The sequence below is a fragment of the Nonomuraea polychroma genome (assembly GCF_004011505.1).
GTDB lineage: Bacteria > Actinomycetota > Actinomycetes > Streptosporangiales > Streptosporangiaceae > Nonomuraea > Nonomuraea polychroma.
On sequence record NZ_SAUN01000001.1, the window covers coordinates 5,750,737 to 5,772,098 of the forward strand.

Sequence of the window (21,362 nt, forward strand, 5' to 3'; positions counted from 1 at the left end):
CGCACGGCGAGACGCGGCGCTCTGGCTGGTGCGCCCACCTCACGTGCTGCGCTCGACGCCGGCCGGTCGCTCGGGCTGCCGAGTCTGCCGTGGTGGATGTTGATCGCGGTGGGCCGCGCCTGCGCGACCGCTGTGCACGTGTTGAGCAGGACCGGGCAGCTGCGGATGGCATCGACCTTTTCCTGAAAAAGCGCTGGTGCACGGCGAAGACCATCGCCGTGCACCAGCCATGAAGCTTTCCTTATGCGTTGTACTGCGGGTAGCCGTAGCCGACGACCTGGGACGTGGGCCGGATGCGCTGCTCCACCTTGCCGTTGCCGGTGTTGCCTTCCACCGTGGTGATGGTGCCGTCGCCGTTGTCCTTCTTGACCAGCCCCATGTGGTCAATGCTGTCGGTGCTCTTGTCGTCCCACGAGAAGTAGACGACGGCGCCCGGCTTGGCCTGAGTGCCCCAGTGGCCGTTCTTCTGGAACCACTTGGCCCAGGTGATGGTGTAGGCGTCCCAGCCGATGGTCGGCCGGGCGCCGGCCTTCTCGCCGACCCAGGAGACGAACATGGCGCACCACGGCGCGTTCGCGTAGGCCTGGATGCTCCCACCGTCACGGGCCACGGTCTCCTTCGCCCGCTGCGAGGCCATGTACCAGCTGTGGAACGGCGTCCCACCGCCCGCCGCGTTCTCCGTCACGCCCATCTGGGACTCGGCGATCTTGAGGATCGCATCTGCCGTGGCGGGCTTCTGCTGCGCGGCCTGAGGGGCGTTGGCTTGCCTGTGCCCCTGGTGGTCGGCGAATGCCGGGGCGCCCGCCAGAAGGGCGCCGGCCGCGATGGTGACGCCCGCAGCGAGCAGGGAAAGGTTTGCGGGCATGAGGGTACGGGAGAGGACGTGCTTGGTCATGCTGAGGTTTGCTCCTTGCTTCCATGCCGCCTACCGGGTTAGCTGACGGATTCGGGCCTGGAAGTGCCCTACGGGGCGGCCATCGTGAGGCACGCACCGATTCACCCCAACGAGATTGGGTCCCCGGTTCCGCATCGAAGCGGATTCGGCGGCCGCGTCCTCCACACGAAGGATGTTCATGCTGCTGAACGCGGTCTCGGCAATGTGGGGGCAGCATCGGCCCCCGACGGATCCCTCAACGTAAGCGACGCGTATAGAGCTAGGCAACTCCACCTCTCGCCAGACTGACGAAATCCCCTGCCATATAGGGGATTTCCCGCATAATTCTTTACCTTTCGGCACTTTACGAACCGGGCTTACTTCATCGGCGACGTGCTGGAGTCTGGTGGGCGGCGGTGTCAGGTGCGGAGGCCGAGCGGCGGGTTCGGAGCAGGGCGGCTATCAGGATGGAGCCGAGGGCGAGGAGGGCGGCGGCGACGGTGAGCGCGAACGAGAAGCCTTCCGCCGCCGGACGAGGGGAGCCCATCTCGTGGGCGGAAAGCCACATGCCCACAAGGATTCCAGCGCCGTAGGGCAGGTAGGCGACGCCGGCATGGAGCGGACCGTATCCGAGCACGGTCTGCAGGTGGATCATCAGCAGGAAGGCCATCGCGTAAAAGGCCGCGGAGAACAGCAGGGTCGCGCCGCCTGCGACGGCACGCGTCCGGTCGGCCAGGAACGACATCGGCACCAGAGGCTCAGCCGTCCGTGACTCCGCCACGAGGAACCCGGCGGTCAGGACGGCGGCCAGCAGCAGGGGAGCGATGACGGCCACCTCTCCCCAGCCCGATTCCCCGGCTTGGAGCAGGCCGTAGACCAGGGATACCAGTACGAGGGCCACCACCGCTACGGGAAGGTTGATCAGGAAGATCCAGCGCCACGAGGTGAGGTCGGTCAGCACACCGGAGATCACCAGGCCTGGCCACGAGCTGCCACGGCTGCTGGGCGAGCCCGCAGGCGAGACTCGCCATGCCGAACAGCGCCACCCCGATGAGGAAGACGCGGCGCCGACCCAGCAGGTCGCCCCATCTGATCGGCTACCTCGCCCGTGAGGACCTCGCCGATGACGCGCGGCTGCGGGCCGAGGCGGTGGTGCTCGACCTGTTGCATCCTTTGCCGGCGCTGCCGATCGATGTTCCGCTTCCCGTGGACGAACGCGTGCGCGCCGTGACCGACGCCCTGCTCGCCGACCCCTCCGACTCCCGGAGCCTTGACGATCACGCACGCGCCATCGGGGCGAGCCGGCGCACCCTGACCCGGCTGTTCGCCCGCGACACGGGGTTGAGCTTCGACCGCTGGCGCACCCATATGCGGCTGCGGGCCGCCCTGCCTCTCCTCGCCGAAGGCCGGCCGGTGTCGCAGGCCGCGCACGCCGTGGGGTACGCGACCCCGAGTGCTTTTCTCGCGGCATTCCGCCGAACCGTCGGCACCTCACCCGGCGCTACCTCAACGGAAGCGCACCACCAGCAGCGCCAGGTCCTCAGTGATGTCCACGAAGTGGTGTTCCTCCCCTGCCGGGACGAAGATCCCCACGCCGCCGCCGATCTCCGCCTCACCGCTCGGCCTCAGCAGTTGAGCGGTGCCGATCGCTGAGGTTCCTGCGCCCGGCTCCCCGGAGCCGGTACGCCTGCGTGCGCTGAACGCACTGGAGGTGCCGGGCGTATCTCCACATGGGCCGGCGCGGCTGCCGCTATGCCGGTTAGTACGTCCCCGCCCGCGAAGGCAGTTGGCACGAACAGGCTAACCAGACCCTCCGTTTCTGTACTATTTCGCCCCAGGTTTAGCGATTTACGAGGAGGCATCGTAGTGGCCGTGCCGACAAGGCTTGGGCAGATGGCAGTGGCCGCGGCACTGGCCTTGACCGTGTTGACCGTCGGCTCAGGCAGTGCCGTCGCCGACCCGTCGCCCGCCGAGGCCAGGGCCAAACTGGTGAAGCTGAACGAACAGGCCGACCAACTGGTCGAGCGCTACAACCAGGCCACCGAAGAGCACAAGGCCGCCAAGAAGAAGTACGACGCGCTCAACGCGGAGGTCGGCCGCAAAAACGCCCAAGCCGGCCTCCTGCGCAGGGATCTGGTCACGGCAGTGGTCGGCGAGTACCAGACCGGCTCGCTCCTGGGCTGGCAACGATTCACCTTTCAGGGCAGCCCCGATACTGTTCTGAGCACCATGGCCTCGCTGGAGCACATCGCGCTGACCAGGGCGGCGAAGGTGCAGGCCTTCGAGGCGACCACCAAGGACCTGCGCGATCGACGCGCCGAGGCCAAGCGCGTCCTGACCGAGGCCGAGACGGCGCGCAGCAAGGTACGCGACGAGAAGGCGAAGGTCGACAAGATGGTCGCCGAGCAGACCAAGATCCTGCGGCGGCTGGGAGAATTCCAGGCCGGCGACCCCAACAGCGCGGGGATCACATACACCGGTCCAGCCTCCGGCAACGCCCGCCTGGCGCTGCAGTTCGCTTTCGCTCAGATCGGCAAGCCGTACCGGTACGGCGGCACGGGACCCGGATCCTTCGACTGCTCCGGCCTCACCCAGGCCGCCTGGCGAACCGCGGGTGTCGAGCTGCCCCGCACGACCTGGACCCAATGGAGCTGGGGCGCCGAGCGTCGGGTCCCCCTTGACGCGCTGGAGCCCGGCGACCTGCTCTTCAGCAAGGGGCTCGGACACATGGGCATGTACGCCGGCGACGGCAAGATGGTCCACGCGCCCCAGACCGGTGACGTCATCAAGGTGAGCAGTCTCGACGGCTACTGGCGCGGCCGCCTCCTCGGCGCCGTCCGGCCGTGACAGCACGCATTCCGCATGGGCACTGGATCCCTCGCGCCTGCTTGAAGGCGAGGCTGAGGGCGAACGCGGGGGGCCTGCCCGCGCCCGTGCGCAGGGAGGCCCTTCGCGTCGTGATCAGTGGCGTGGTCCCGTACACCGAATGGCTGGACGGCAGCGGCCTGACCGTGGACGACAGCGTGCTGTCCGAGCCGACCCTGTTCGCCCGGGGTTCGGCGGACATCAGGAGGCCCAGCCGTTCGCGGAGGTGCCGAACTTCGCCACGCACGTGCACGGCGCCCGCATCCAGACGGCCGGGCTGCCGCATCTGACGGAGGATGCTCGCCTCGTCGCGGGCAGCCCAGAGGAGGACCGCTTCGCGATGGCGTTCACGCGGGGCGGCGGGCTGGTGGGTGCCGTCGCGGTCAACTCCCCCAGGGACCTGATCAGGCTCAAGCGGGCGATCGCGGCACGCGAGACCGTGTGACTACGATCGCCCACAGGATTACCGGCACGATACGCGGTCCCGGCGAGCTCTAATCCGCGATCATGGCCCTTTGCTGCTCTCGCCTGCCTACGAACACACTTAGTAGACTTGGCGCCATGCGAGGATTTCGTGGTGCCGCGCTGGCGGCCTTGGTGCTGGCGCTGGGGTCCTGCGCGCAGTCAGGCGAGCCGGTGGAGGGCCAGGATCCGGGCATCGGACACGTTCACGGCGTCGGCGTCGACCCGGCCGACGGCGCCCTCTACCTTGCCGGGCACTACGGCTTGTTCAAGGTCACTTCTGCGAACACCACCGAGCGCGTGGCCGGGCGTGTGCAGGACCACATGGGGTTCACTGTGATCGGTCCCAAGACGTTCCTCGCGAGCGGCCACCCAGGCGAGGCCGACACCACCGCACCGCCCCACCTCGGCCTGATCCGGACCGTCAATGCCGGCAGGACGTGGGAGACGGTCTCCGAGCACGGCACGGCCGACTTCCATGCCCTCCAGCCGGCCGGCTCCACCCTCTATGCGTACGACAGCCAGACCAGCCGTCTCCGGGCCAGTGTCGACGGCGGCGCGACCTGGCGGCAGGGCGCTCAAGAGGAGATCATCGACCTCGCCGCCCACGCAGGGCAGCCCGAACGGGTTTACGCGGCCACGAGCAGCGGTGTGCAGGCGAGCGCGAACGGCGGCATGGAATTCGAGCCGGTGGAGAACGCCCCCGCGCTCAACCAGGTCGAGGCGCCCGCTGCCGATCTGTTGATCGGAGTGGACGTCGCAGGTCAGGTGCAGGTGAGTGTCGACGACGGCAAGACGTGGCGGACGAGCGGCCGCCTGCCGGCTCCGGCCGCGGCGTTCACCGCCGTCGATCGTCAACGCCTTCTCGCGGCAATCGAGGACGGCACGGTGTACGAATCGAGGAACGGCGGCATCGACTTCACCGTCGTGTTCGCCCCGGCGCGCGGCTGATCCGCCATCGCAGGCACTCCCCCACCTTGACCGCCGCCTCCCCGCACCTGAGCCTCAGCAGGAGAGCAGCACCCCCAGCACGGCTGCCCCGACCCCGCACAGCGGTGCCGCGAGCAGAGCGATCTCTGCCCGCCATCCGACGACGCGAGGCGGGCAGGCGCCACTTTCGAGCCGCTCGATGCGCCTGTCGAGTCGGCGTTGCGCCCCCGCACCGATGGCGAGGCCCTCGTCAGCACAAGGTGCGAGGGCGAGTCGCTGGAGAGCCTGCGCCACGTTGGCGGCGCCGCATCGGTGCGCCGCCGCGTCGTCGGCGGCCATCTCCACCAACTCGGGCAGCGCCTTCGCGGCCAGCCTCACCACCGGGGGCCACGGTAGGGCCGCATGCACGGTGTCGACCGCGCCGAGCAGGAAGTGGTGGCGGTGCCGGAGATGGGCCCGCTCGTGCTCCAGGACGGCCTCGAGCTGTGCGGTATCGAGGTGGGACAGGGTGCCCGTGGTCATCACGATCGGCCGGTGCCGCCGCGCCAGGCAGTAAACGAGCGGGAGATCGTAGGCGATCAAGCAGACGTCCGCGGGATCCGCAGGATGCGTCTCGACCAGCCGTACCATCTCGTGATGCCGTTTGCGATCGGCGGCGGTGCGGCGGGCCCTGGCGAGCCCTCGGTGGGACAGCCGGGCGACGGCCGCGCCGACCAGCAGCGCGACGGCGAGCGTGACGTACTCTCCGCTGTGCGTGTGCCCGGGCACGCAGGACCTCAGATGCTCCACCCAGGTGTGCAGCGGTCCGGGCGGCAAGGCGAAGGTCAGTGTGATCAGTGTGGCGAGCACGGCCAGGAAGGCCGCGAGCAGGCTCGCCCAGAGCGCCACGGCGACTGCGGGCCGGCGCCACGGCCAGGCGGCGCGGGACAGCACGGGCCCGGCCTGCCAGCCGAGCAGGTAGGCGGCGACGAGCGCGGTGACGATCCCCATGGTGAGCCCATTAGATCGCAGATCACGCAGGCAACCACACCGACCCTGACCAGTGCCGGCAGGTCGGACCCTTCCGGCACGGAGGTGTCCCCGACGAGCAGGTGACCGGCCCCAAGGCCGATGCACACGGCGAAGACGGCGACGATGCCCGGCCGCCATCTATTACGCCCCATAGTAGCAGCGGCGTCCATGCGGGCCTGATCGCATCCACATGCCGCGTCCACGGGGATCCAGGCCCTGTAATGCCACCCGCTTTCGCGATATACCCCATACCCGTATAATCTCAGCTCCACGACTAAGGAGCATCATCATGGACCATAGCGGTCACCATCACGCCGCCCCCGAACCGGCCGGCGCTGAGCACGCGCATGCTCACCATGCTCACCATGGGACCCAATCACCGGCCGGACACCACTCGTCCACCCCACCAGTCGCCAGCTGGGGCATGGCCGCGCAAGCGACCCTGCACTGCCTGACCGGTTGTGCCATCGGCGAAGTGCTGGGCATGGTCATCGGCACTTCGATCGGATTGTCCAACATCGCCACCGTCGTGCTGGCCGTGGCGTTGGCCTTCGTCTTCGGCTACGCGTTGACCATGCGGGGTGTGCTGCGTGCCGGTGTCGATTTCCGCACCGCGTTGAAGGTCGCGCTCGCCGCGGACACCATCTCCATCGCGGTGATGGAGATTCTGGACAACGCGGTGATGCTGACCGTGCCCGGCGCCATGGACGCGGGGCTGACCAGCTGGCTGTTCTGGGTGGCGCTGGCCGGGGCCTTGCTGGTGGCGTTCGTGCTGACGACGCCGGTGAACAAGTGGCTGATCGGCCGAGGCAAGGGCCATGCGGTGATCCACCAGTACCACCACGGCCACTGAGAATGAGCGCCCACGATCGGTCAGCACCTGCCGTGCTGAACCGGTCGTGGTCCGTGGCGGAGCCCACCGCCACGAAGAGGACGTCTATCCGGCGGCCGCCATCCGGCCCTTGCTCTTCGTGCGCCGGTGCTCCTGCTGCTTGCGCCACCCGTACGGCGTCAGGCCCTGTGGTTTGACCACGGACAGGATGGTGATCAGGAGCAGCACGATGAGGCCGCCGATGGAGTGCGGCAGTGTCCCGGGCATGCCGCGGGGATCGGCGGTGGAGGCGGCGTACTCGGCCATGGCGGCCACCGTCTTCGTCTCTGCCAGCAAGACGACGGTGGCGACCACGGTGAGCAGGAGTTTCGCCAACACCCAGTAGTGCCGGAACAGGCCCCATGGCGTTCCCAGCGACTGTACGAGGCCGGTGACCAGCGCCGCCAGTGCCAGCGGGACGATGACGTACGAGACGATCAGGTTCATGGCGAGATGACCGCCTCGAACGGTTGCGACCTCCTGGCTGGTCACCGCCACGAGGTCGAGCGCCGTGTAGGCGGCGACGGCGCCGAGCCAGCCGACCGAGCACGTGACGTGCGTGATGAGCGCGGCCTTGCGCAGGCCGGATGGCATGGTCACACTCCGCCCCGCTGATCGGTGAGTCCGATGCCCGCCGGCATGTGCCGTCCAGGCCCGTGCTCACCGCCGAGGCCGGTGATCCGCATCACGGCGAACAGCAGGAGCAAGATGCCGACAATGAGCACCGCCGCCTTCACCCAGCGGGGCATGCGTGGGGGCGACCCGCGGTCGGGGGTCACGCCGGAGTCGTGGCTGGAGGGTGAGCCGGCCATGTCGGTCGTCCTTTCGAGCTGATTCGCTGTCGGTCCGAACGCCTGCCTGCCGTGCGGGTGGCATCAGCGGCTGGTCCTTGGACACTCCGGCCAGTGCACACGAGCCGGGCGGGGTGGCGCTTCACCCCCAGAGGAGAACTTCCGTGTCCCCCTGGCGTGGACACGGTTCCTCCGGCAGGGGGATTCCCCACGCCGCGCGCGGAGGTAGCGTGTGGCTCGTGTCCTCGAAGACCAGCGCGTATCGGCTCTTCGCGGCCCGGCCCCTGTGGGGGACGCTGTTCGACATCGCGCTCACGATCGCCGTGCTCAGCGGCTCACTGGTGCTGCTGGCCCACGGGCTCGGGCTGCTCCCCCACCGCGGTCTGGACCCGGCCTTCGCTGGATCGGGCGACATCGATGGGCTCGCGCTGGTGCTCGTGGGCTGCTCGGCGCTGCCGCTCCTGGTCTGGCGGCGCTTTCCGCTCGGGGTGTTCGCGGTGACCGCGGCGGCCGGCGCGTTGTTCGCGGGCCTGGACTATCACTCCACGCTGGTGCTCGGCCCCGCCGCCGCGCTTTACCTGCTCACCGCCGGGCGCGACCGGCTCAATCCCTGGACCTGGCACACCACAGCCGTCGTCGGCGGCCTGGGCGCCGCCCATGTGGGTGCGACCATAGCTGCGGCCGATGGCACGCCAGGCGTCGCCGCGCTGTGCCTCACTCCCCTCACCTGGGTGGTGGCCTGGTTCGCCGGCGAGCGGACGCGGCTGCGTCGCGAGCAGATCGCCGAGCTGCGGGCCCGCGCCGTGCGCGCCGAGCGCGAGGCCGAGCGAGAGCGGCTGCTCGCCGCCACCGAGGAACGCGCCCGCATCGCCCGCGACCTGCACGACTCAGCCGGCCATGCCATCAGCGTGATCGCCGTCCGCGCCGGCGCGGCCCGCCTGCGACACCACCGAGATCCTGACCGCTCGTTCCAGGCGCTGGAGGCCATCGAGGAATTGGCACGGCAGACCGTCGAGGAGATCGACCAGATCGTCGGCACCCTGCGCACGGAAGGCCCGGGCGACAACACGGAAGGCCCGGGCGACAAGACGCCGCCTGGACTCGCGTCGCTGGACGGCCTGATCGCGCGCCACTCGGCGGCGGGGCTGCGGGTCACGCTGGACGCCTCGGGCCCGGCCCCGGCCCTCGGCGGCCCGGCCGACCAGGCCGTCTACCGGATCCTGCAGGAGGCGCTCACGAACGCGGCCCGCCACGGCGCCGGCAGCGCCCACGTCGAGCTGACCTTCGACGCGACGGACGTCGGCCTCACCGTCACCAACCCCGTGCGCGCCAACGGCGCCCGCCGCCACAGCGGCGGGCACGGGCTCATCGGCATGCGTGAACGCGCGACCCTGCTCGGCGGTAGTCTCGACGTCGAGCCCGCCTGCGACGCCTTCCGCGTACACGCCCGGATCCCTTACGGAGGCCACCGCCCATGACGCGGGTCCTGATCAGCGACGATGACGACCTGATGCGCGCCGGGCTCGCCGAGCTGCTCTCCAACGACCCCACCATCGACATCGTCGGGGAGGCCGCGACCGGGCGGGAGGCGGTCGAGCGGGCGTGCCGGCTGGCGCCCGACGTCGTGCTCATGGACGTCCGCATGCCCGACCTCGACGGCATCATGGCGACCCGCGAGTTGTCGCTGGCCGCCCCGGGAGTGCGGGTGCTCATCCTGACCACGTTCGAGCAGGACGACTACATCTTCGGCGCACTGCGCGCAGGCGCGTCCGGATTCCTGCTCAAACGCACCCGGCCGGAGGAGCTCATCGCCGCCGTGCACACTGTCGCCGCCGGCGACTCGCTGCTGTCGCCGTCGGTCACCCGGCGCGTGATCGACCGCATGGCCCGCCAGCCCATCCCCGACCTCGCCGACCAGTCCATGCTGGCCGGACTGACGCCGCGCGAGCGGGAGGTCCTCACGCTCATCGCCCGAGGCCTGTCCAACCGCGAGATCGCCACCGCGCTCGTGGTCGAGGAATCGACGATCCGGACGCACGTCAAGCGGCTGCTCATGAAGCTCGGCCTGCGCGACCGCGTCCAGGCCGTGATCTTCGCGTACGAGAGCGGCCTCAACCAGTCATCCAGCTACTAAGCAGAATAGCAGGAAGAGGCTCACGCCGGGCAGGAGCACAGGGGAAGCCGGCGGCCCGAGTGACACAGAGACGTGAGTCGGCGCAGTTCAGCGCCAGCGTGCCTACGAGGAGTTCCTCGCGGCGTCCACGGGCGGCCTGGACCGGCTCGGCAAAGTGATCAGACTGCGGGCCCGGGCAGCCGGCCTTCGCTCTAGAGCCGCTTGAGTATCGCCTGCATCTGCTCGACCTCGGCCTGCTGCGCCGACTCGATCGTCTTCGCCAGCTCCTTAGCCTCTGGGTTGGAACCCTGCGACTGCTCGGTGCGGGCCATCTCGATCGCGCCCTCGTGGTGCTCGATCATCAGCTCGGCGAATTGCCGGTCGAACGCCTTCCCCTTGGCATCCTCCAGCTTCTTCATGTCCTCCTCGGACATCATCCCCGGCATGCCGTGGCCCATCCCGTGGTCCGTGCCCTCGGACGGCGACGGCTTGCCCCAGGCGGTGAGCCAGCCCTGCATGGTCTGGATCTCCGGATCCTGGGCGGCCTTGATCTTCGCCGCCAGCTCCTTGATCTCTGTGTCCGCCGCCCGCGTCTCGGCCAGCTCGGCCATCTCGACCGCCTGCTCGTGGTGCGGGATCATCATCTGCGCGAACATCACGTCCGCGTCGTTGAATGCGGCCGCCGGTTGAGCGCTCGCCGTGGTGGCGGCCGGTGCGCTGCTGGACATGGTGGACATGTCATGCCCGCCCGTGGAAGCGCTGTCGGTGCCCCCGCACGCGGTCAGCAGGGCCAGTGCAGCACTCGAGGTGACGACAGCGACGGAGAATTTCCTGATATTCGTGAACATGGTTGTCTCTCTGGTGTTTGACGTACATGACCTGACATCGCGGACGACCCGAAGTCGACCGGAGATGGATCGGCCTATGTACGCATCACCGAGAGCCCAGCCAGGGTGGGCGCCCATCGGCGTGGCGGCGACCTGGCCACTCCCCCTGCCGACGGCATCGGAACGGCCGTTCCCCCTGGCCACGCCTGTGCTCTCGCCCAGGCCGCGATCACCAGGGCAAGGATCAAGGGCAGCACGGCCAAGCACACATCGGTCGGATCCAGCCAGAGCGAGGCCCCGGAGCCGAGCAAGGGCCCGCTGAACGCATCAACGGACGAGGCCCGCCCGATGAGCTCGGTGCGGCGCTCAGGCATGGTGTCGCCGTGCGCCGTCTCTTCAGACGGCCCCGTGTGCGCAAGAGCGTACGGACGAGGCGGGGCGGCCTCGCCGTGGTGAGAGGCGAGATGCCCGAGCGTGTGCATGGCCCAGACTCCGAGGGCGAGCACCACCGGCAGAAGGTGGCGAAGGAGCAGCCGTCGAGCCGGTCTGCTCATGCACCCTCCTCCCGGTGTGTTCCTCCACGCTCAAGACCCGAATCTGAGGTCACGCGCCTGCTCACTGCGATGTCTGAGCGACTATGGCAGATAGTACTGCGCTTTGTACGCATCCTGGCGCCGTTCATATGAGCCCCGTCCACCCCACCGCCGCGTCCACACGGCAGTAGGCCGGCCCGGGTCCGCCACCCGACGATGGCGGACCCGGCCATCCGCGGCTCAGGGGCCCTCCACGGCACAGCCTGCGGCCTCGATGGCCGCCCGGACCTCGCCTTCGCCGACGGGACCATCGGTGAGGATGCTCACCCGTGAATCCGCAGGATCGACGTCCACGCCGACGACGCCCGGCACCTGGATGAGCTCCAGCTTGATGGCGGCCAGACAGTGTTCGCACGTCGCCGGCGACAGGCCCGTGACACGATAGGCGATCAGACTGTACGCAACGGTGATCAACCGGATCCCTCCTTCTCGTTCGCAGCGATGGCGTTTCGCCTCACTGGAAGGGATCGTGCTGCACCGCAGGCGGGCTAGAGAAGCCCAAAAGGATTCCGAAGTACGACATGGCGGAAACCGGAACCCTTTGCCGATAAAGCGCTCTATATGCCAGTGTTCAGCGTTGGGTCAGCTTGAAGGGAGTTCCCGTGGGCGAGAGGCCGCCTTCCGTGCACGACAGCGTCACTCGTTCCCTGTACGCCCGCATGCACGAACAAGGCGAAGCACTGCCCGAAGCCGCGGAGCAGCTGAGCTTGGCGGCGGCGGACATCGACCAGGCTCGCGACCAGCTCACCCGGCTCAACCTGCTGAACGCGGAATCGCAGACCGCCGCAGACGTGACCGCCGCACTCAACCGAAGCCTGCAAAACAGCCATCGGCTCCTCGACAGCCTCGTCGAACAGCACGTCAGGACGGCCACGCTGGCCAGGCACTACCTCGATGTGTCCAAACAGGCGGACAGCCACGCGTACGTGGAGTTCTTCTCCTGGCATGACCGTCGGGAGCACCTGTCCGAGCGCATCGACGAGCTTGCCGAACTGGCCGAGCACGAGGTCCTCGGCATGCACCCGGCCACCCCGTGGACGCGCGAGTCCTTGGAGGCGGGTCTCGCCCGCAACGAAACGGTTCTGCACAACGGCGTGCGCGTACGAGGCCTGCACGCGCAGATCGCCATGGCGAATCCCCTGGTACGCGAATACATGATCCGATGGAGAGAGCGCGGCATGGAGATACGGGTCACCCCGCTGATCCCCACGCGGATGCTCATCTACGACCGCCGGACCGCCGTCGTCCAGGCCGACCCCGAGAACTTGGAGGCAGGCGCCGTCCTGATCCGCGGCGGCACCGTGGTGAGATCCCTCGCGGCCGTCTATGACTATTGCTGGACGACCGCCTCAGAGCCCGAGGACGTACCCCGGTCGGCCGACGGTGTGACCCTCACCGAGCAGCAACGGGCCGTTCTCCGTATGCTGGCCGCCGGCGCGAAGGACTCCGCCATCGCCCGCAGCATGGGCGTCTCCACGCGTACCGTCACCCGTCTGGTGGGCGAGCTGACGGAAATGCTGGGAGCGAGCAGCCGCTTCCAAGCGGGCGTGCGGGCAGCACGGCTCGGCTGGCTTGACGCTGACTGAACAGCAGAGGAACGCCAGATCATGCTTCTGCCGGCTCCAAGCCCGCCAGGAGGTTGAAGGCACCGGTCATGAGATTGAGGGTGACCACGCCGACGAGCTCGGCCACGACGCGGTCGCTCCAGCCATGCGCCCGCAGCTCCGCGACGTCCTCGTCGGTGATCGACGACGGCTCGGCCAGCACGCGCACGGCCATGGCGATGAGTGCCGCCTCCCTGGCGTCGGTGGAGGTGCCCTGCCTGGCCAGGGCGATGTCGGTCTCGCTGAGCCCTGCCGCGCGCCCGGCTTCGGCGTGCGCCTGGAGGCAGAGGCCGCATCCGATCCATTCCTGTACGGCGAGCGAGATCTTCTCGCTGAGCGCCCGCGGCAGCTTGACGCGCTTCATGGCACGCGAGAAGTCCAGGTAACCCTGCAACAGCGCGGGCGAGTGAGCCATGGTGGCGACCATCTCGCCCACGCCGCCCCTCCTGCTGATGATGTCGTTCAGCAACTCTGCCGACTTTTCTGGCGCGTCGGCGGGATCGAACGGGGTCAGACGTCGCATGTGTCCTCCTCAAGGTCTTTGGGACTCTACAATACCCCCCTAAGGTATATGAGGAGGGAAGACGATGGCGCGACTGCTCGTGGAGCATCTGTCCCGCCGGCTGGGCAGATGGCCTGCCGCCGGGGGCTTGGACATCATCGGCTCGCCTGCGCGTATCCGCCCGGGATGGGACGGCAAGATACACCCGGCCATGGGAGTCACCAGCCCCGAGGGCGGCGTGTTGTCGGTCCCGCCGGAGCACGCCGCGACGGTGGCGGAGCAGTACGCCAAGGCCGAGGACCTCGCCGCGCTGGGGCCACGAATCCCCGCCCTGGTCGGCTTTCCCGAACGCGGCTGGTTCACCGCCGTCTATCGGTGGACCACCCGGCCCACGCCCTTCCCCGACGCCGGAGTCTGGGTACCCGCCGATGGCGTGGAGGTTCCGGACTGGCTACGGCCTTTCGGCGGTGACGTTCTGGTCGCCAGAGATGCCGAGAGCGGAGAGCACCTCGCGGGGGTGGGCGTCAAACGACACGACGCCTACGGCCATGAACTCGCCGTCGTGACCGCTCCCGGAGCACGCGGCCGCGGCCTGGCGCGCAGGCTCGTCGCCCAGGCGGCCAGGCGGGTGCTGGACGAAGGCGCGATCCCGACCTACATGCACGACCCAGGCAACCATGCCTCCGCGGCGGTCGCCGAGGCGGCGGGTTTCCGCGATCTCGGCTGGCTTGCCTTCGGTGCGACTACCCGTGATCGTACCCCTACGGGACTCAGACACGGGTGAAATCGCTTCGTCAGCCCACCTCCCAGGCTTCGCATTTGACCATAAAGCGGACAATCGACTCGCTTACCTGTAAGTCTCCTACTAATGAGAGCAGTAGCCTTCCCGTCTGCCCGCACGACGCTTTATGTTCCCTTTATTTCGTCCCTCTGCCACCAATGGAGGAACACCCCCTGATGGGACACAAAGCCAGCCGCCTTGCGGCAGCCACGGTCATCGCCGTAGGCACGAGCCTGGCAGCTCTGGTGCCGTCCGCCACCGCGCACGACGGTGCGACCAGTTCTGACGGCGCGATAGACCACGCGAAGATCACCCACAATCACCATCAGCACGGCGGCGACCACGGCCACCTGCCCGCCTCGAAGGCCAACGTCGACCTCGTCAGCAAGCTCGCGCTGAAGAACGTCGAGCCGGAGAAGATCGCCGACGTCGGCGTCCACAAGGGCTACGCCTACCTGGCCGCTTGGGGCGGCGCGACCTGCAAGTACAACGGCGTGCACGTCGTCGACATCAAGAACCCGGCCCAGCCGAAGGAAGTCTCGTTCATCGTCGCGAAGGAGGGCAGTGCGCCGGGCGAGGGCATCCAGGCCCTGAGCGTCGGCACCCCCGCCTTCACCGGCGACATCCTCGTCACGAACAACGAGGTCTGCAAGGCCATGACCGGGGTCGGCGGCCTGAACATCTACGACGTCACCGACCCTGCCCACCCCACTCCCCTCGCGGTGGGCATCGGCGACGAGACCGTCGCCGGCGCCGGCAAGAAGGACGCCAACGAGATCCACAGCGTCTTCGCCTGGGACGCCGGCGCCAAGGCCTACGCCGTCATCGTGGACAACGAAGAAGGCCCCGACGTCGACATCCTCGACATCACGAACCCGAAGAAGCCCAAGGTCATCGCCGAGTACGACATCGACGAGAAATTCCCCGGCATCACCCAGCCGGGCCTCGACGAGATCTTCCTGCACGACATGGTGGTGAAGGAGATCGGCGGCAGGCAGGTCATGCTGCTGTCGTACTGGGACGGAGGTTACGTCCAGATCGACGTCACCGACCCGCTGAACATCTCGCTGCTGGCCGACAGCACCTTCGCCGACCCCGACCCCGAGGCGGCCGAGAGCGGGCTGAGCGTCAAGCCGGAGGGCAACGCCCACCAGGCCGAGTTCACCCTCGACAACAAGTACGTCCTGGCCGCCGACGAGGACTTCTCACCGTACGCGTTGAAGACCTCCAACCTCACCGACGGCACCGCGATCAGCGCCGGTCAGGGCAGCGGCACCACCAAGCTCACCCCGGGACAGGAACTGACGGGCGTCGCCAAGTTCGCCGGACTCGCCTGCCCCGGCAGCGCCGCCGTACCCGCCGGTGACCCCAACGCCGTGGACATCGCCGTGGTCGAGCGCGGCGTGTGCACCTTCACCGAGAAGGTCGCCGCTGTCATCGCCGCCGGCGGCTACGACGCGGTCCTCATCTTCAACCGCACCGGCACCGACGCCTGCGATGCCGCCCTCGGCATGGACGTCCAGGGAGACATCCCGACCTTCGGTGTCGCGCCCCGCGGCCAGGGCTTCGCCATCTTCGGCCAGCCGTACAGCAACGCCGACTGCCTCGCCGGCACCGGCCCGGCACAGCTCCCGGTACCGCTCGGCACGGCCGGCGACACGCTGACCTTCTCATCGTACTTCGACGGCTGGGGGTACGTGCACCTGTACGACCGGAAGTCGATGAAGGAGCTCGACACCTACGCGGTGCCCGAGGCACACGACCCCGCCTATGCCGAAGACCACGGCGACCTGTCGGTCCACGAGGTGGCGACCTCGGCCAAGCAGGCAGACCTCGCCTACTTCTCCTACTACTCCGCCGGCTTCCGCGTGACGCGGATCGTGAACGGCAAGATCCAGGAGGTGGGCCACTTCGTGGACGAGGGAGGCAACAACTTCTGGGGCGTGCAGGTGTTCGAGCACGACGGCCAGGAGTACGTCGCCGCCAGCGACCGCGACCAAGGCCTCTACATCTTCCGCTACACCGGCACCTGACCCCCGGCACGCTCGGCACCCTCAGGGCCGAGTCCCGCGATGCCGCCCCGAACCCATCGGGGCGGCATCGCACTTCCCGCACGCACACCCCGGCATCCTGGCCGTCGACCTCGCCGATCCGCGCCGGCTTGTTCGCGGTGGTCAGCAGCGCGGCGAACCGGCCTGCTAGCCGGCGTAGGTCTCGAACTCGGCGACCTGAGGCGTGCCGGTCGAGCTGGCGATCCTGAAGGTGACCTTGCTCAGCGAGGTCGCGGCAAAGGTGATGGAGCCCGCCCCGCTGCCGGATCTCAGGACGGCGCCAGTGCCTCCGTTGATGACCTGCCAGGACCCGATGGTGCCCGCGGAGCCGGACGTCTCACGGATGATGATCCTGGACACCGTCGTGGCGGAACCCCACTTGATCGAGATGTCACCGGTCGAGCCGACCGGCGACCAGTAGGTGCTCATGTTGCCGTCCCGCACGTTGCCGTAGCTCGTCCCGTCGGCCTTGCTGGAGCCGTCAGAGCCGGCCCCGATGCTGAGGTTGGTCCCGCCGGGTGGAGGGGTGGTTGACGGCGTAGGGCTGGTTGACGGTGTGGGGCTGGCGGACGGCGTAGGGCTGGTCGGTGAGGCTGTCGGCGTCTGTGGCGAGCAGTTGCCGTTCGACACCTGCAGACCCTTGTTGGCGCCTGCCGTCTGGCGGACGATGTCCGGCACGCAGCTTGCCCCGTCGAGGCTGTAGGAGTACGGGATGCTGACGGTGGTGTTGGACTGTGGGTTGGGGCCGGCGGGGTAGTTCTCGCTACCGGGGCTGGACCAGGTCACGTTGTCGAAGACGTTGCCGCTGACCTGCCAGTAGCCGCGCTCGTTGGTGTAGAAGGTGCCCAGGACGTCCTTGGAGTCCTTGAAGTAGTTGTTCTCCACCTTGGCGCGAGCCCCGGCCCGGGAGTTGATGCCGGACTCGTGGAGGTTCACGTAGGAGTTGTTGTAGATGTGAGCTATGCCGCCACGGAGCAGGGGCGTGCGGGAGTCGATGTTCTCGTACAGGTTGTGGTGGAACGTGATGAAGCCGTTCGAGAGGTCGCTCTCACTGGACCCGATGAGCCCGCCGCGGCCGGAGTTGCGCAGGATGCTGTAGGACAGGGTCACGTATTGGGTGTTGTCCTTCATGTCGAAGAGGCCGTCGAACCCCTCCGCCTCCCCACCCGAGGCCTCCAGGGTGACGTGATCGACCCAGACGTTGCGGACGTTGCTCTCCATGGAGATGGCGTCACCACCGTTGGAGATGGGCGAGCCCGACTTCTTGACGTTCCGGACGGTCACGTTCTGGATGATGATGTTGCGGGCCTCGCGGATGTGGATGCCCAGCTGGTCGAAGACGGCCCCGTTGCCGACTCCGATGATCGTGACATTGCTGATCTGCTTGAGTTCGATCAGGCCGTCGGCGGTGTTGCAGCTTGCACCCGACACCTTGCTGGTGTTGCCGTGATTGATGGTCCCCTCAACCTGGATGGTGATCGGGGTGCTGCTGCTGGCCCGGCTGCACAGGGCCGCATGGATCGCGGTCCCCGTGGTGGCCCTCACCGTCTGCCCGCCCGCACCGCCGGTGGTCCCACCGTTGCCGGTCGCGTACCCAGTGGCGCTGCCAGTCGCTGCCGACGCCTGGATCACCGGCAAAGCCACACCGATCGCGGCCGCAATGGCCGCCGTGGCCAGCCCCGCTTGGAGTCGCAACGCGACTGCTCGTCTCATCCTCGTCTCACCTTCGTCTTCGAATGCTGGGTGCGTTCTTTTCTGTGCGGTCAGTGCTGCGGGCCTGCTGCAGGGCGCCCCGCAGCGTCGGGCTTGTCATGGGAGCGCGTCAGCGCCTGGGGGCGGACGTCACCGTCGCCGTCGTGGACGGCGGCGTGGTGCGGGCGCGCGAAAGCTAGGTCTGTCCAAATGGGACCTCTCTTGAACGGGGTAGAGGCACACGAATCCGCGCGAGGCGGCGCGGAAATGGCGAAGTGGTGTGGCGTGCTGCCACCACGGCAAAAGGGCGACGTCGAGAGCCGTACGCCGAAAAGCTCTTCTCTGCTGACACCGACGGAAAGCGCTTACCATTCACTCGGACCATAGAGGCGGCTGTCAAAAGGTGTCAATGGTGAGACCGAAAGCTGCAACAAACCTGCAAACGCACGCGAACTCAGTATGGTGTTCGCAGCCGCCGATCAGTCATCCGGCCAGGTCAAGCGGCACTTCCAGGTAATTCACGACTCGCTTTCTGACGGCCATGACAAGATTGGCGGCTTCCGCGAGGTGACTGACGCGCGGACCGAGCGGCATCAGAAATGACCTGGGCCTCAGGAGAAGGAGCCGGGCGTCGAAGGTGAAACGTTCATCCGAGCTCCGGCCCGCTAGGTCCGGGAGCTCGGTGAGCGGCTGGTCAGCGCAGCCAAAGACTTGGAGACGCTCACACCGCCGAGGTGGCCGCGGCCCGTGCCTCACTGGTCGAGGCCCATCAGACGCACGACGCGCTCAACGAAACCATCCGCACCCTGGCGACCGAACTGGAAAGGGAGGCCTTCGGACCGTCCACCGGGACCGCGGCCGCATCCCAGGCGTCGCAGCCGGCCCTGCAGGCTCATGCGCTGGTCAGCACATTCGACAACCTCGCGGACGCGCGTGTTGAGGAGTACGGCGTCTGGCGTGGAGCTTTGCGACGCCGCTGGAAGAACCATCATCGGACGGACAAGCCATCACCCGATCCACCACGCGTTGCGGCGACCGCCAGCAGAACGTGTCGATGCCCGGCGGGCATCACGGAGCAGTGTTGTGAAGCCACCGATCCCATTACCTGACACAGGCCTCGAAGACGAAAGGCAGGGCGTATGTTCGACAACCTCGGTATGCCAGAACTCCTCATTGTTGGCTTCGTCGGCCTGATATTCCTGGTTGTGATCGGAATGATATTCTCGCTTCTGGTCGGGACAGGAAGGTCGAGCGACGCCTCGTATGAGGTCGACCGATCGCGGTGGCAGCATGCCCGGGGGAAGATCCATCCATGCGGGCCGTACCGCATTTTTAAAGGACCGAACGGTCAATCCATGGGCGAAGGCCGCGACTACCTCGTCTCATTCGTGACCAAGGACGGCACAACACGTAGCTTCCCCATCTTCTTGCCAGTCGACCGATCGGGCGGCGCCGTCGATGTGTTGTACAACCCGTACGACCCGCGCCAGGCCAGGCTGGCTCCGCACGGCGCCAAGTCGCGATGAGTGCCATGGCCAAACTCTGGGCGTCACCCTGAGGAGCGGTGTCACGCACGCGTTGGCTCGGGAATGAGGAACACCGCGGCGGTCTCTGCCGTGCTCGCCTCTGCGGCACGCCGCGGGTGGGGCAGGGCGGCGGCTGCATCGAGGTGATGTGGACCACACGCTGCGAGCGGCCGTGGCTGTCGCCTCGGGACCGTCCCTGTTCGTCTGGAAGATGCGGCATTCCTCAGCCGTCTCTTTCGAGCTGACGCCGATGGGTAAGGTGACCCGTCTGTGCGTTCGCGTTCAGGCTCTGGCTGACCGTCTTGCCGTCGACGCCCAGCAGTCGCGCGATGCCACCCAGGCTGCGCAACTGATCAGCCTGGACCGGCATCGGGTATGACGTCGGCCGCGCGAGCGCCCAGCCCCGCCTGGCGTCCAGGGCGGCCTCGTCGTACAGCTGGGGATCGGAGCCGGTGGTGTCCGGGGTCGGGTTCCTCGCAGAGAAGCCGGCGAAAAATGCACCTGCTTCTGTGTGCCGCCCCAGGGACACACAGAACAGGGTGAACAATCCCGATGGCCTGCTCAGGCCGCCAGGCAGTGGACCCGGACCCGGTCGCGGCGGCCCGGAGGATGGTCTCGGTGTCGTGCTGTCCGAGATCGGGAGCCGTCCGCCAGAGAACGTTCGTGACGCACACCCGGCGGACCGTACCGCAGCGACCGGCGACCCGAATATCCCGTCGCAAGAGATCGCAGGCACCAATGAGACTGATCATATGAGCCGAATCGTCAGTGCATGGGTGACGTCGGGCGACGACTGTCTTGGCGTCCTCGGCCCGTTCGCGGTGGACGTGCCGTGGTGGTCGGAGGTCGAGCCGGTCGTCGCGCATGCGCGCCAGTCGCTCGGAGTAGACGTGCTGGTGTTACGCCTGCTGGGCGTGGAAGGCGGCGAGGGCGGGCGCGACGGACATGTGACCCATCACGTCGAGGCGCTGCAGCCGACCGCGCCCGCGCTGGCCCACCGGCCAAGGCCCGGTCTGGCTGAAGGCCACGCCGGCCTTCGCCGCCGACGAGGCCGCCGTCATCGGCGCGTTCGCGGACCTGGACCCGGGCCTGGTTCCCACGGTCATCGCATCAGGACCACGGCGGGTCCTGATGGAGCACCTGTCAGGCGAGGACTGCTGGGATGCCCCCGTCGAGATCGTCACCAGCGCTGTGAACCACCTGGTTACTGCACAGGCCGCGCTGGCCAAGACGCCTGGTGGGCTCCCGCCCGGTTTGCCGGACCGACGCGGGCCCGTCGTCGCCGACATGGTCCGCGCTGCTCGGCGGCGAGGTTGGCCGCGAGCTGACCGCCGGGGAACGGGCGGGCGCGTACGATCTGGTCGACCGGTGGCCCCTCTTGGCCGAGTTCGGCCTGCCCGACACGGTCGTGCACGGCGACTTCCATCCCGCGCGCTGGCACTCGCCCAACCGCTGGCCCAGCTGTCCTACGCCGCGCGCTACCAGGAATTCCTGGACGGCACCGAACCATCGGAACGGATCTACCACCTCGGCGACCCCGCCACCAGCATCCGAGCGGCACTGCGTTCACAGATTCGGTGGTGACGGTACGTCTCCCTGCAGCACATTGAGTCATGAATGGTGCAGACGAGCTCGCGCCGCGCCAGGTGCACGGCTATGACCGATCGCGCCTACTCCATACGGATCGCCACGGTCATGGGGCACGCCAGCACGATCCACGGCCTCGCTTTCAGCGCAGAGGAGGGAACGATCGCAACGACGACTCCCACCGGCGTGCTCGCCATCTGATACTTCGCTGAGCTCGGGCCGCAGTCGATCATGTGACCGGACGGGCCTGCGAGATCGCCGGCGGAGAAGGGCGAACGCCCC

Annotated in this window: 26 protein-coding genes and 1 riboswitch; of the genes, 14 read left to right on the forward strand and 12 right to left on the reverse strand. The window is 68.1% G+C overall.

Features of this window, described 5'->3' with window-relative positions:
- Window positions 1-241 precede the first annotated feature (241 nt).
- Both EDD27_RS26250 and EDD27_RS26255 read right to left on the reverse strand, forming a co-directional pair.
- Window positions 242-895 carry a CHAP domain-containing protein gene (locus EDD27_RS26250; protein WP_127934748.1) on the reverse strand — a complete coding sequence of 218 codons (654 nt, stop codon included), beginning with the start codon at window positions 893-895 and terminating at the stop codon, window positions 242-244.
- A 12-nt stretch (window positions 896-907) separates the two neighbouring features.
- Window positions 908-1,056, reverse strand: a riboswitch (cyclic di-AMP (ydaO/yuaA leader).
- Window positions 1,057-1,256: 200 nt separating this feature from the next.
- Window positions 1,257-1,847, reverse strand: coding sequence for an MDR family MFS transporter (locus EDD27_RS26255; protein ID WP_206641660.1), 591 nt, complete (start codon window positions 1,845-1,847; stop codon window positions 1,257-1,259).
- A gap of 56 nt (window positions 1,848-1,903) precedes the next feature.
- On the opposite strand from EDD27_RS26255, the gene EDD27_RS26260 reads away from it, so the two are divergent.
- The 4 genes from EDD27_RS26260 to EDD27_RS26275 all read left to right on the forward strand — a co-directional run bounded on the left by EDD27_RS26260 (window position 1,904) and on the right by EDD27_RS26275 (window position 5,152).
- Window positions 1,904-2,527: a helix-turn-helix transcriptional regulator gene (locus tag EDD27_RS26260; protein ID WP_241564258.1), complete on the forward strand. Its 624-nt coding sequence runs from the start codon at window positions 1,904-1,906 to the stop codon at window positions 2,525-2,527.
- Between the two features lie 219 nt (window positions 2,528-2,746).
- Window positions 2,747-3,721, forward strand: coding sequence for a C40 family peptidase (locus EDD27_RS26265; protein ID WP_241564259.1), 975 nt, complete (start codon window positions 2,747-2,749; stop codon window positions 3,719-3,721).
- 244 nt (window positions 3,722-3,965) lie between these two features.
- The gene (locus tag EDD27_RS26270; protein WP_164903791.1) at window positions 3,966-4,184 is read left to right on the forward strand and encodes an oxidoreductase C-terminal domain-containing protein; all 219 of its coding nucleotides are present in this window, start codon (window positions 3,966-3,968) and stop codon (window positions 4,182-4,184) included.
- Window positions 4,185-4,300: 116 nt separating this feature from the next.
- Window positions 4,301-5,152, forward strand: a complete 852-nt coding sequence (locus EDD27_RS26275) for a F510_1955 family glycosylhydrolase (RefSeq protein ID WP_127934750.1) — start codon at window positions 4,301-4,303, stop codon at window positions 5,150-5,152.
- 54 nt (window positions 5,153-5,206) lie between these two features.
- Here the strand turns inward: EDD27_RS26275 and EDD27_RS26280 are convergent, their stop codons facing one another.
- A complete protein-coding gene (locus tag EDD27_RS26280; protein ID WP_164903792.1) occupies window positions 5,207-6,121 on the reverse strand; it encodes a M56 family metallopeptidase in 915 nt (304 codons plus the stop codon).
- Between the two features lie 445 nt (window positions 6,122-6,566).
- Between EDD27_RS26280 and EDD27_RS26285 the strand changes: the two genes are divergently transcribed.
- Window positions 6,567-6,995: a DUF4396 domain-containing protein gene (locus EDD27_RS26285; RefSeq protein WP_241564260.1), complete on the forward strand. Its 429-nt coding sequence runs from the start codon at window positions 6,567-6,569 to the stop codon at window positions 6,993-6,995.
- Window positions 6,996-7,079: 84 nt separating this feature from the next.
- Here EDD27_RS26285 and EDD27_RS26290 read toward each other — a convergent pair whose 3' ends face one another.
- A complete protein-coding gene (locus EDD27_RS26290) occupies window positions 7,080-7,607 on the reverse strand; it encodes a DUF2269 domain-containing protein (RefSeq protein ID WP_127934753.1) in 528 nt (175 codons plus the stop codon).
- 2 nt (window positions 7,608-7,609) lie between these two features.
- A complete protein-coding gene (locus EDD27_RS26295) occupies window positions 7,610-7,825 on the reverse strand; it encodes a hypothetical protein (RefSeq protein ID WP_127934754.1) in 216 nt (71 codons plus the stop codon).
- A gap of 218 nt (window positions 7,826-8,043) precedes the next feature.
- Between EDD27_RS26295 and EDD27_RS26300 the strand changes: the two genes are divergently transcribed.
- Both EDD27_RS26300 and EDD27_RS26305 read left to right on the forward strand, forming a co-directional pair.
- Window positions 8,044-9,282, forward strand: coding sequence for a sensor histidine kinase (locus EDD27_RS26300; RefSeq protein ID WP_164903793.1), 1,239 nt, complete (start codon window positions 8,044-8,046; stop codon window positions 9,280-9,282).
- Complete coding sequence (locus tag EDD27_RS26305; RefSeq protein ID WP_127934756.1) at window positions 9,279-9,938, forward strand: response regulator; 660 nt, start codon at window positions 9,279-9,281, stop codon at window positions 9,936-9,938. The genes EDD27_RS26300 and EDD27_RS26305 overlap by 4 nt, the downstream gene beginning before the upstream one ends.
- 191 nt (window positions 9,939-10,129) lie before the next feature.
- Here EDD27_RS26305 and EDD27_RS26310 read toward each other — a convergent pair whose 3' ends face one another.
- The 3 genes from EDD27_RS26310 to EDD27_RS26320 form a co-directional block, all read right to left on the reverse strand.
- Entirely contained in the window at window positions 10,130-10,765 is a 636-nt protein-coding gene (locus EDD27_RS26310; RefSeq protein ID WP_127934757.1) for a DUF305 domain-containing protein, read from the reverse strand.
- A 74-nt stretch (window positions 10,766-10,839) separates the two neighbouring features.
- On the reverse strand, window positions 10,840-11,298 hold the full coding sequence (locus EDD27_RS26315; RefSeq protein ID WP_127934758.1) for a hypothetical protein: 459 nt from the start codon (window positions 11,296-11,298) through the stop codon (window positions 10,840-10,842).
- A 219-nt stretch (window positions 11,299-11,517) separates the two neighbouring features.
- A complete protein-coding gene (locus EDD27_RS26320) occupies window positions 11,518-11,751 on the reverse strand; it encodes a cation transporter (protein WP_127934759.1) in 234 nt (77 codons plus the stop codon).
- Window positions 11,752-11,939: 188 nt separating this feature from the next.
- Between EDD27_RS26320 and EDD27_RS26325 the strand changes: the two genes are divergently transcribed.
- Window positions 11,940-12,923 (forward strand): helix-turn-helix transcriptional regulator, encoded by a 984-nt coding sequence (locus EDD27_RS26325; protein WP_127934760.1) that lies wholly within the window; start codon window positions 11,940-11,942, stop codon window positions 12,921-12,923.
- Between the two features lie 19 nt (window positions 12,924-12,942).
- Here the strand turns inward: EDD27_RS26325 and EDD27_RS26330 are convergent, their stop codons facing one another.
- Window positions 12,943-13,464 (reverse strand): carboxymuconolactone decarboxylase family protein, encoded by a 522-nt coding sequence (locus EDD27_RS26330; protein ID WP_127934761.1) that lies wholly within the window; start codon window positions 13,462-13,464, stop codon window positions 12,943-12,945.
- Between the two features lie 64 nt (window positions 13,465-13,528).
- Here EDD27_RS26330 and EDD27_RS26335 point away from each other — a divergent pair, with 64 nt between their 5' ends.
- Window positions 13,529-14,227, forward strand: a complete 699-nt coding sequence (locus EDD27_RS26335; protein ID WP_127934762.1) for a GNAT family N-acetyltransferase — start codon at window positions 13,529-13,531, stop codon at window positions 14,225-14,227.
- Window positions 14,228-14,400: 173 nt separating this feature from the next.
- Window positions 14,401-16,257, forward strand: a complete 1,857-nt coding sequence (locus EDD27_RS26340) for a PA domain-containing protein (RefSeq protein WP_164903794.1) — start codon at window positions 14,401-14,403, stop codon at window positions 16,255-16,257.
- A 165-nt stretch (window positions 16,258-16,422) separates the two neighbouring features.
- Here EDD27_RS26340 and EDD27_RS26345 read toward each other — a convergent pair whose 3' ends face one another.
- Window positions 16,423-17,988, reverse strand: coding sequence for a pectate lyase family protein (locus tag EDD27_RS26345; protein ID WP_127934764.1), 1,566 nt, complete (start codon window positions 17,986-17,988; stop codon window positions 16,423-16,425).
- Window positions 17,989-18,426: 438 nt separating this feature from the next.
- Between EDD27_RS26345 and EDD27_RS54565 the strand changes: the two genes are divergently transcribed.
- The 3 genes from EDD27_RS54565 (at window position 18,427) to EDD27_RS26355 (ending at window position 19,493) form a co-directional block, all read left to right on the forward strand.
- Entirely contained in the window at window positions 18,427-18,570 is a 144-nt protein-coding gene (locus EDD27_RS54565; protein ID WP_164903795.1) for a hypothetical protein, read from the forward strand.
- A gap of 131 nt (window positions 18,571-18,701) precedes the next feature.
- Complete coding sequence (locus tag EDD27_RS26350) at window positions 18,702-19,076, forward strand: hypothetical protein (protein ID WP_127934765.1); 375 nt, start codon at window positions 18,702-18,704, stop codon at window positions 19,074-19,076.
- A gap of 30 nt (window positions 19,077-19,106) precedes the next feature.
- The gene (locus EDD27_RS26355) at window positions 19,107-19,493 is read left to right on the forward strand and encodes a DUF3592 domain-containing protein (RefSeq protein WP_127934766.1); all 387 of its coding nucleotides are present in this window, start codon (window positions 19,107-19,109) and stop codon (window positions 19,491-19,493) included.
- Window positions 19,494-19,716: 223 nt separating this feature from the next.
- Here EDD27_RS26355 and EDD27_RS26360 read toward each other — a convergent pair whose 3' ends face one another.
- Together EDD27_RS26360 and EDD27_RS54570 are read right to left on the reverse strand one after the other, a co-directional pair.
- Window positions 19,717-20,040, reverse strand: a complete 324-nt coding sequence (locus EDD27_RS26360; protein WP_127934767.1) for a hypothetical protein — start codon at window positions 20,038-20,040, stop codon at window positions 19,717-19,719.
- A 352-nt stretch (window positions 20,041-20,392) separates the two neighbouring features.
- Window positions 20,393-20,599 (reverse strand): hypothetical protein, encoded by a 207-nt coding sequence (locus tag EDD27_RS54570; RefSeq protein WP_164903796.1) that lies wholly within the window; start codon window positions 20,597-20,599, stop codon window positions 20,393-20,395.
- Window positions 20,600-21,149: 550 nt separating this feature from the next.
- On the opposite strand from EDD27_RS54570, the gene EDD27_RS57920 reads away from it, so the two are divergent.
- Window positions 21,150-21,281 carry a hypothetical protein gene (locus EDD27_RS57920; protein ID WP_277750752.1) on the forward strand — a complete coding sequence of 44 codons (132 nt, stop codon included), beginning with the start codon at window positions 21,150-21,152 and terminating at the stop codon, window positions 21,279-21,281.
- The last annotated feature ends 81 nt before the right edge of the window (window positions 21,282-21,362 follow it).

Excerpts from the sequence above, each read along its gene's own strand:
- EDD27_RS26275 (WP_127934750.1), top strand. The coding sequence starts at position 4,301 with ATGCGAGGATTTCGTGGTGCCGCGCTGGCGGCCTTGGTGCTGGCGCTG.
- EDD27_RS26340 (WP_164903794.1), top strand. The coding sequence starts at position 14,401 with ATGGGACACAAAGCCAGCCGCCTTGCGGCAGCCACGGTCATCGCCGTA.
- EDD27_RS54565 (WP_164903795.1), top strand. The coding sequence starts at position 18,427 with ATGGTGTTCGCAGCCGCCGATCAGTCATCCGGCCAGGTCAAGCGGCAC.
- EDD27_RS26285 (WP_241564260.1), top strand. The coding sequence starts at position 6,567 with ATGGCCGCGCAAGCGACCCTGCACTGCCTGACCGGTTGTGCCATCGGC.
- EDD27_RS26290 (WP_127934753.1), bottom strand. The coding sequence starts at position 7,607 with ATGCCATCCGGCCTGCGCAAGGCCGCGCTCATCACGCACGTCACGTGC.
- EDD27_RS26250 (WP_127934748.1), bottom strand. The coding sequence starts at position 895 with ATGACCAAGCACGTCCTCTCCCGTACCCTCATGCCCGCAAACCTTTCC.
- EDD27_RS26260 (WP_241564258.1), top strand. The coding sequence starts at position 1,904 with ATGCCGAACAGCGCCACCCCGATGAGGAAGACGCGGCGCCGACCCAGC.
- EDD27_RS26305 (WP_127934756.1), top strand. The coding sequence starts at position 9,279 with ATGACGCGGGTCCTGATCAGCGACGATGACGACCTGATGCGCGCCGGG.
- EDD27_RS26315 (WP_127934758.1), bottom strand. The coding sequence starts at position 11,298 with ATGAGCAGACCGGCTCGACGGCTGCTCCTTCGCCACCTTCTGCCGGTG.
- EDD27_RS26310 (WP_127934757.1), bottom strand. The coding sequence starts at position 10,765 with ATGTTCACGAATATCAGGAAATTCTCCGTCGCTGTCGTCACCTCGAGT.
- EDD27_RS26355 (WP_127934766.1), top strand. The coding sequence starts at position 19,107 with ATGTTCGACAACCTCGGTATGCCAGAACTCCTCATTGTTGGCTTCGTC.
- EDD27_RS54570 (WP_164903796.1), bottom strand. The coding sequence starts at position 20,599 with ATGACCGTGGGAACCAGGCCCGGGTCCAGGTCCGCGAACGCGCCGATG.
- EDD27_RS26295 (WP_127934754.1), bottom strand. The coding sequence starts at position 7,825 with ATGGCCGGCTCACCCTCCAGCCACGACTCCGGCGTGACCCCCGACCGC.
- EDD27_RS26345 (WP_127934764.1), bottom strand. The coding sequence starts at position 17,988 with ATGAGACGAGCAGTCGCGTTGCGACTCCAAGCGGGGCTGGCCACGGCG.
- EDD27_RS26330 (WP_127934761.1), bottom strand. The coding sequence starts at position 13,464 with ATGCGACGTCTGACCCCGTTCGATCCCGCCGACGCGCCAGAAAAGTCG.
- EDD27_RS26280 (WP_164903792.1), bottom strand. The coding sequence starts at position 6,121 with ATGGGGATCGTCACCGCGCTCGTCGCCGCCTACCTGCTCGGCTGGCAG.
- EDD27_RS57920 (WP_277750752.1), top strand. The coding sequence starts at position 21,150 with ATGACCGATCGCGCCTACTCCATACGGATCGCCACGGTCATGGGGCAC.
- EDD27_RS26335 (WP_127934762.1), top strand. The coding sequence starts at position 13,529 with ATGGCGCGACTGCTCGTGGAGCATCTGTCCCGCCGGCTGGGCAGATGG.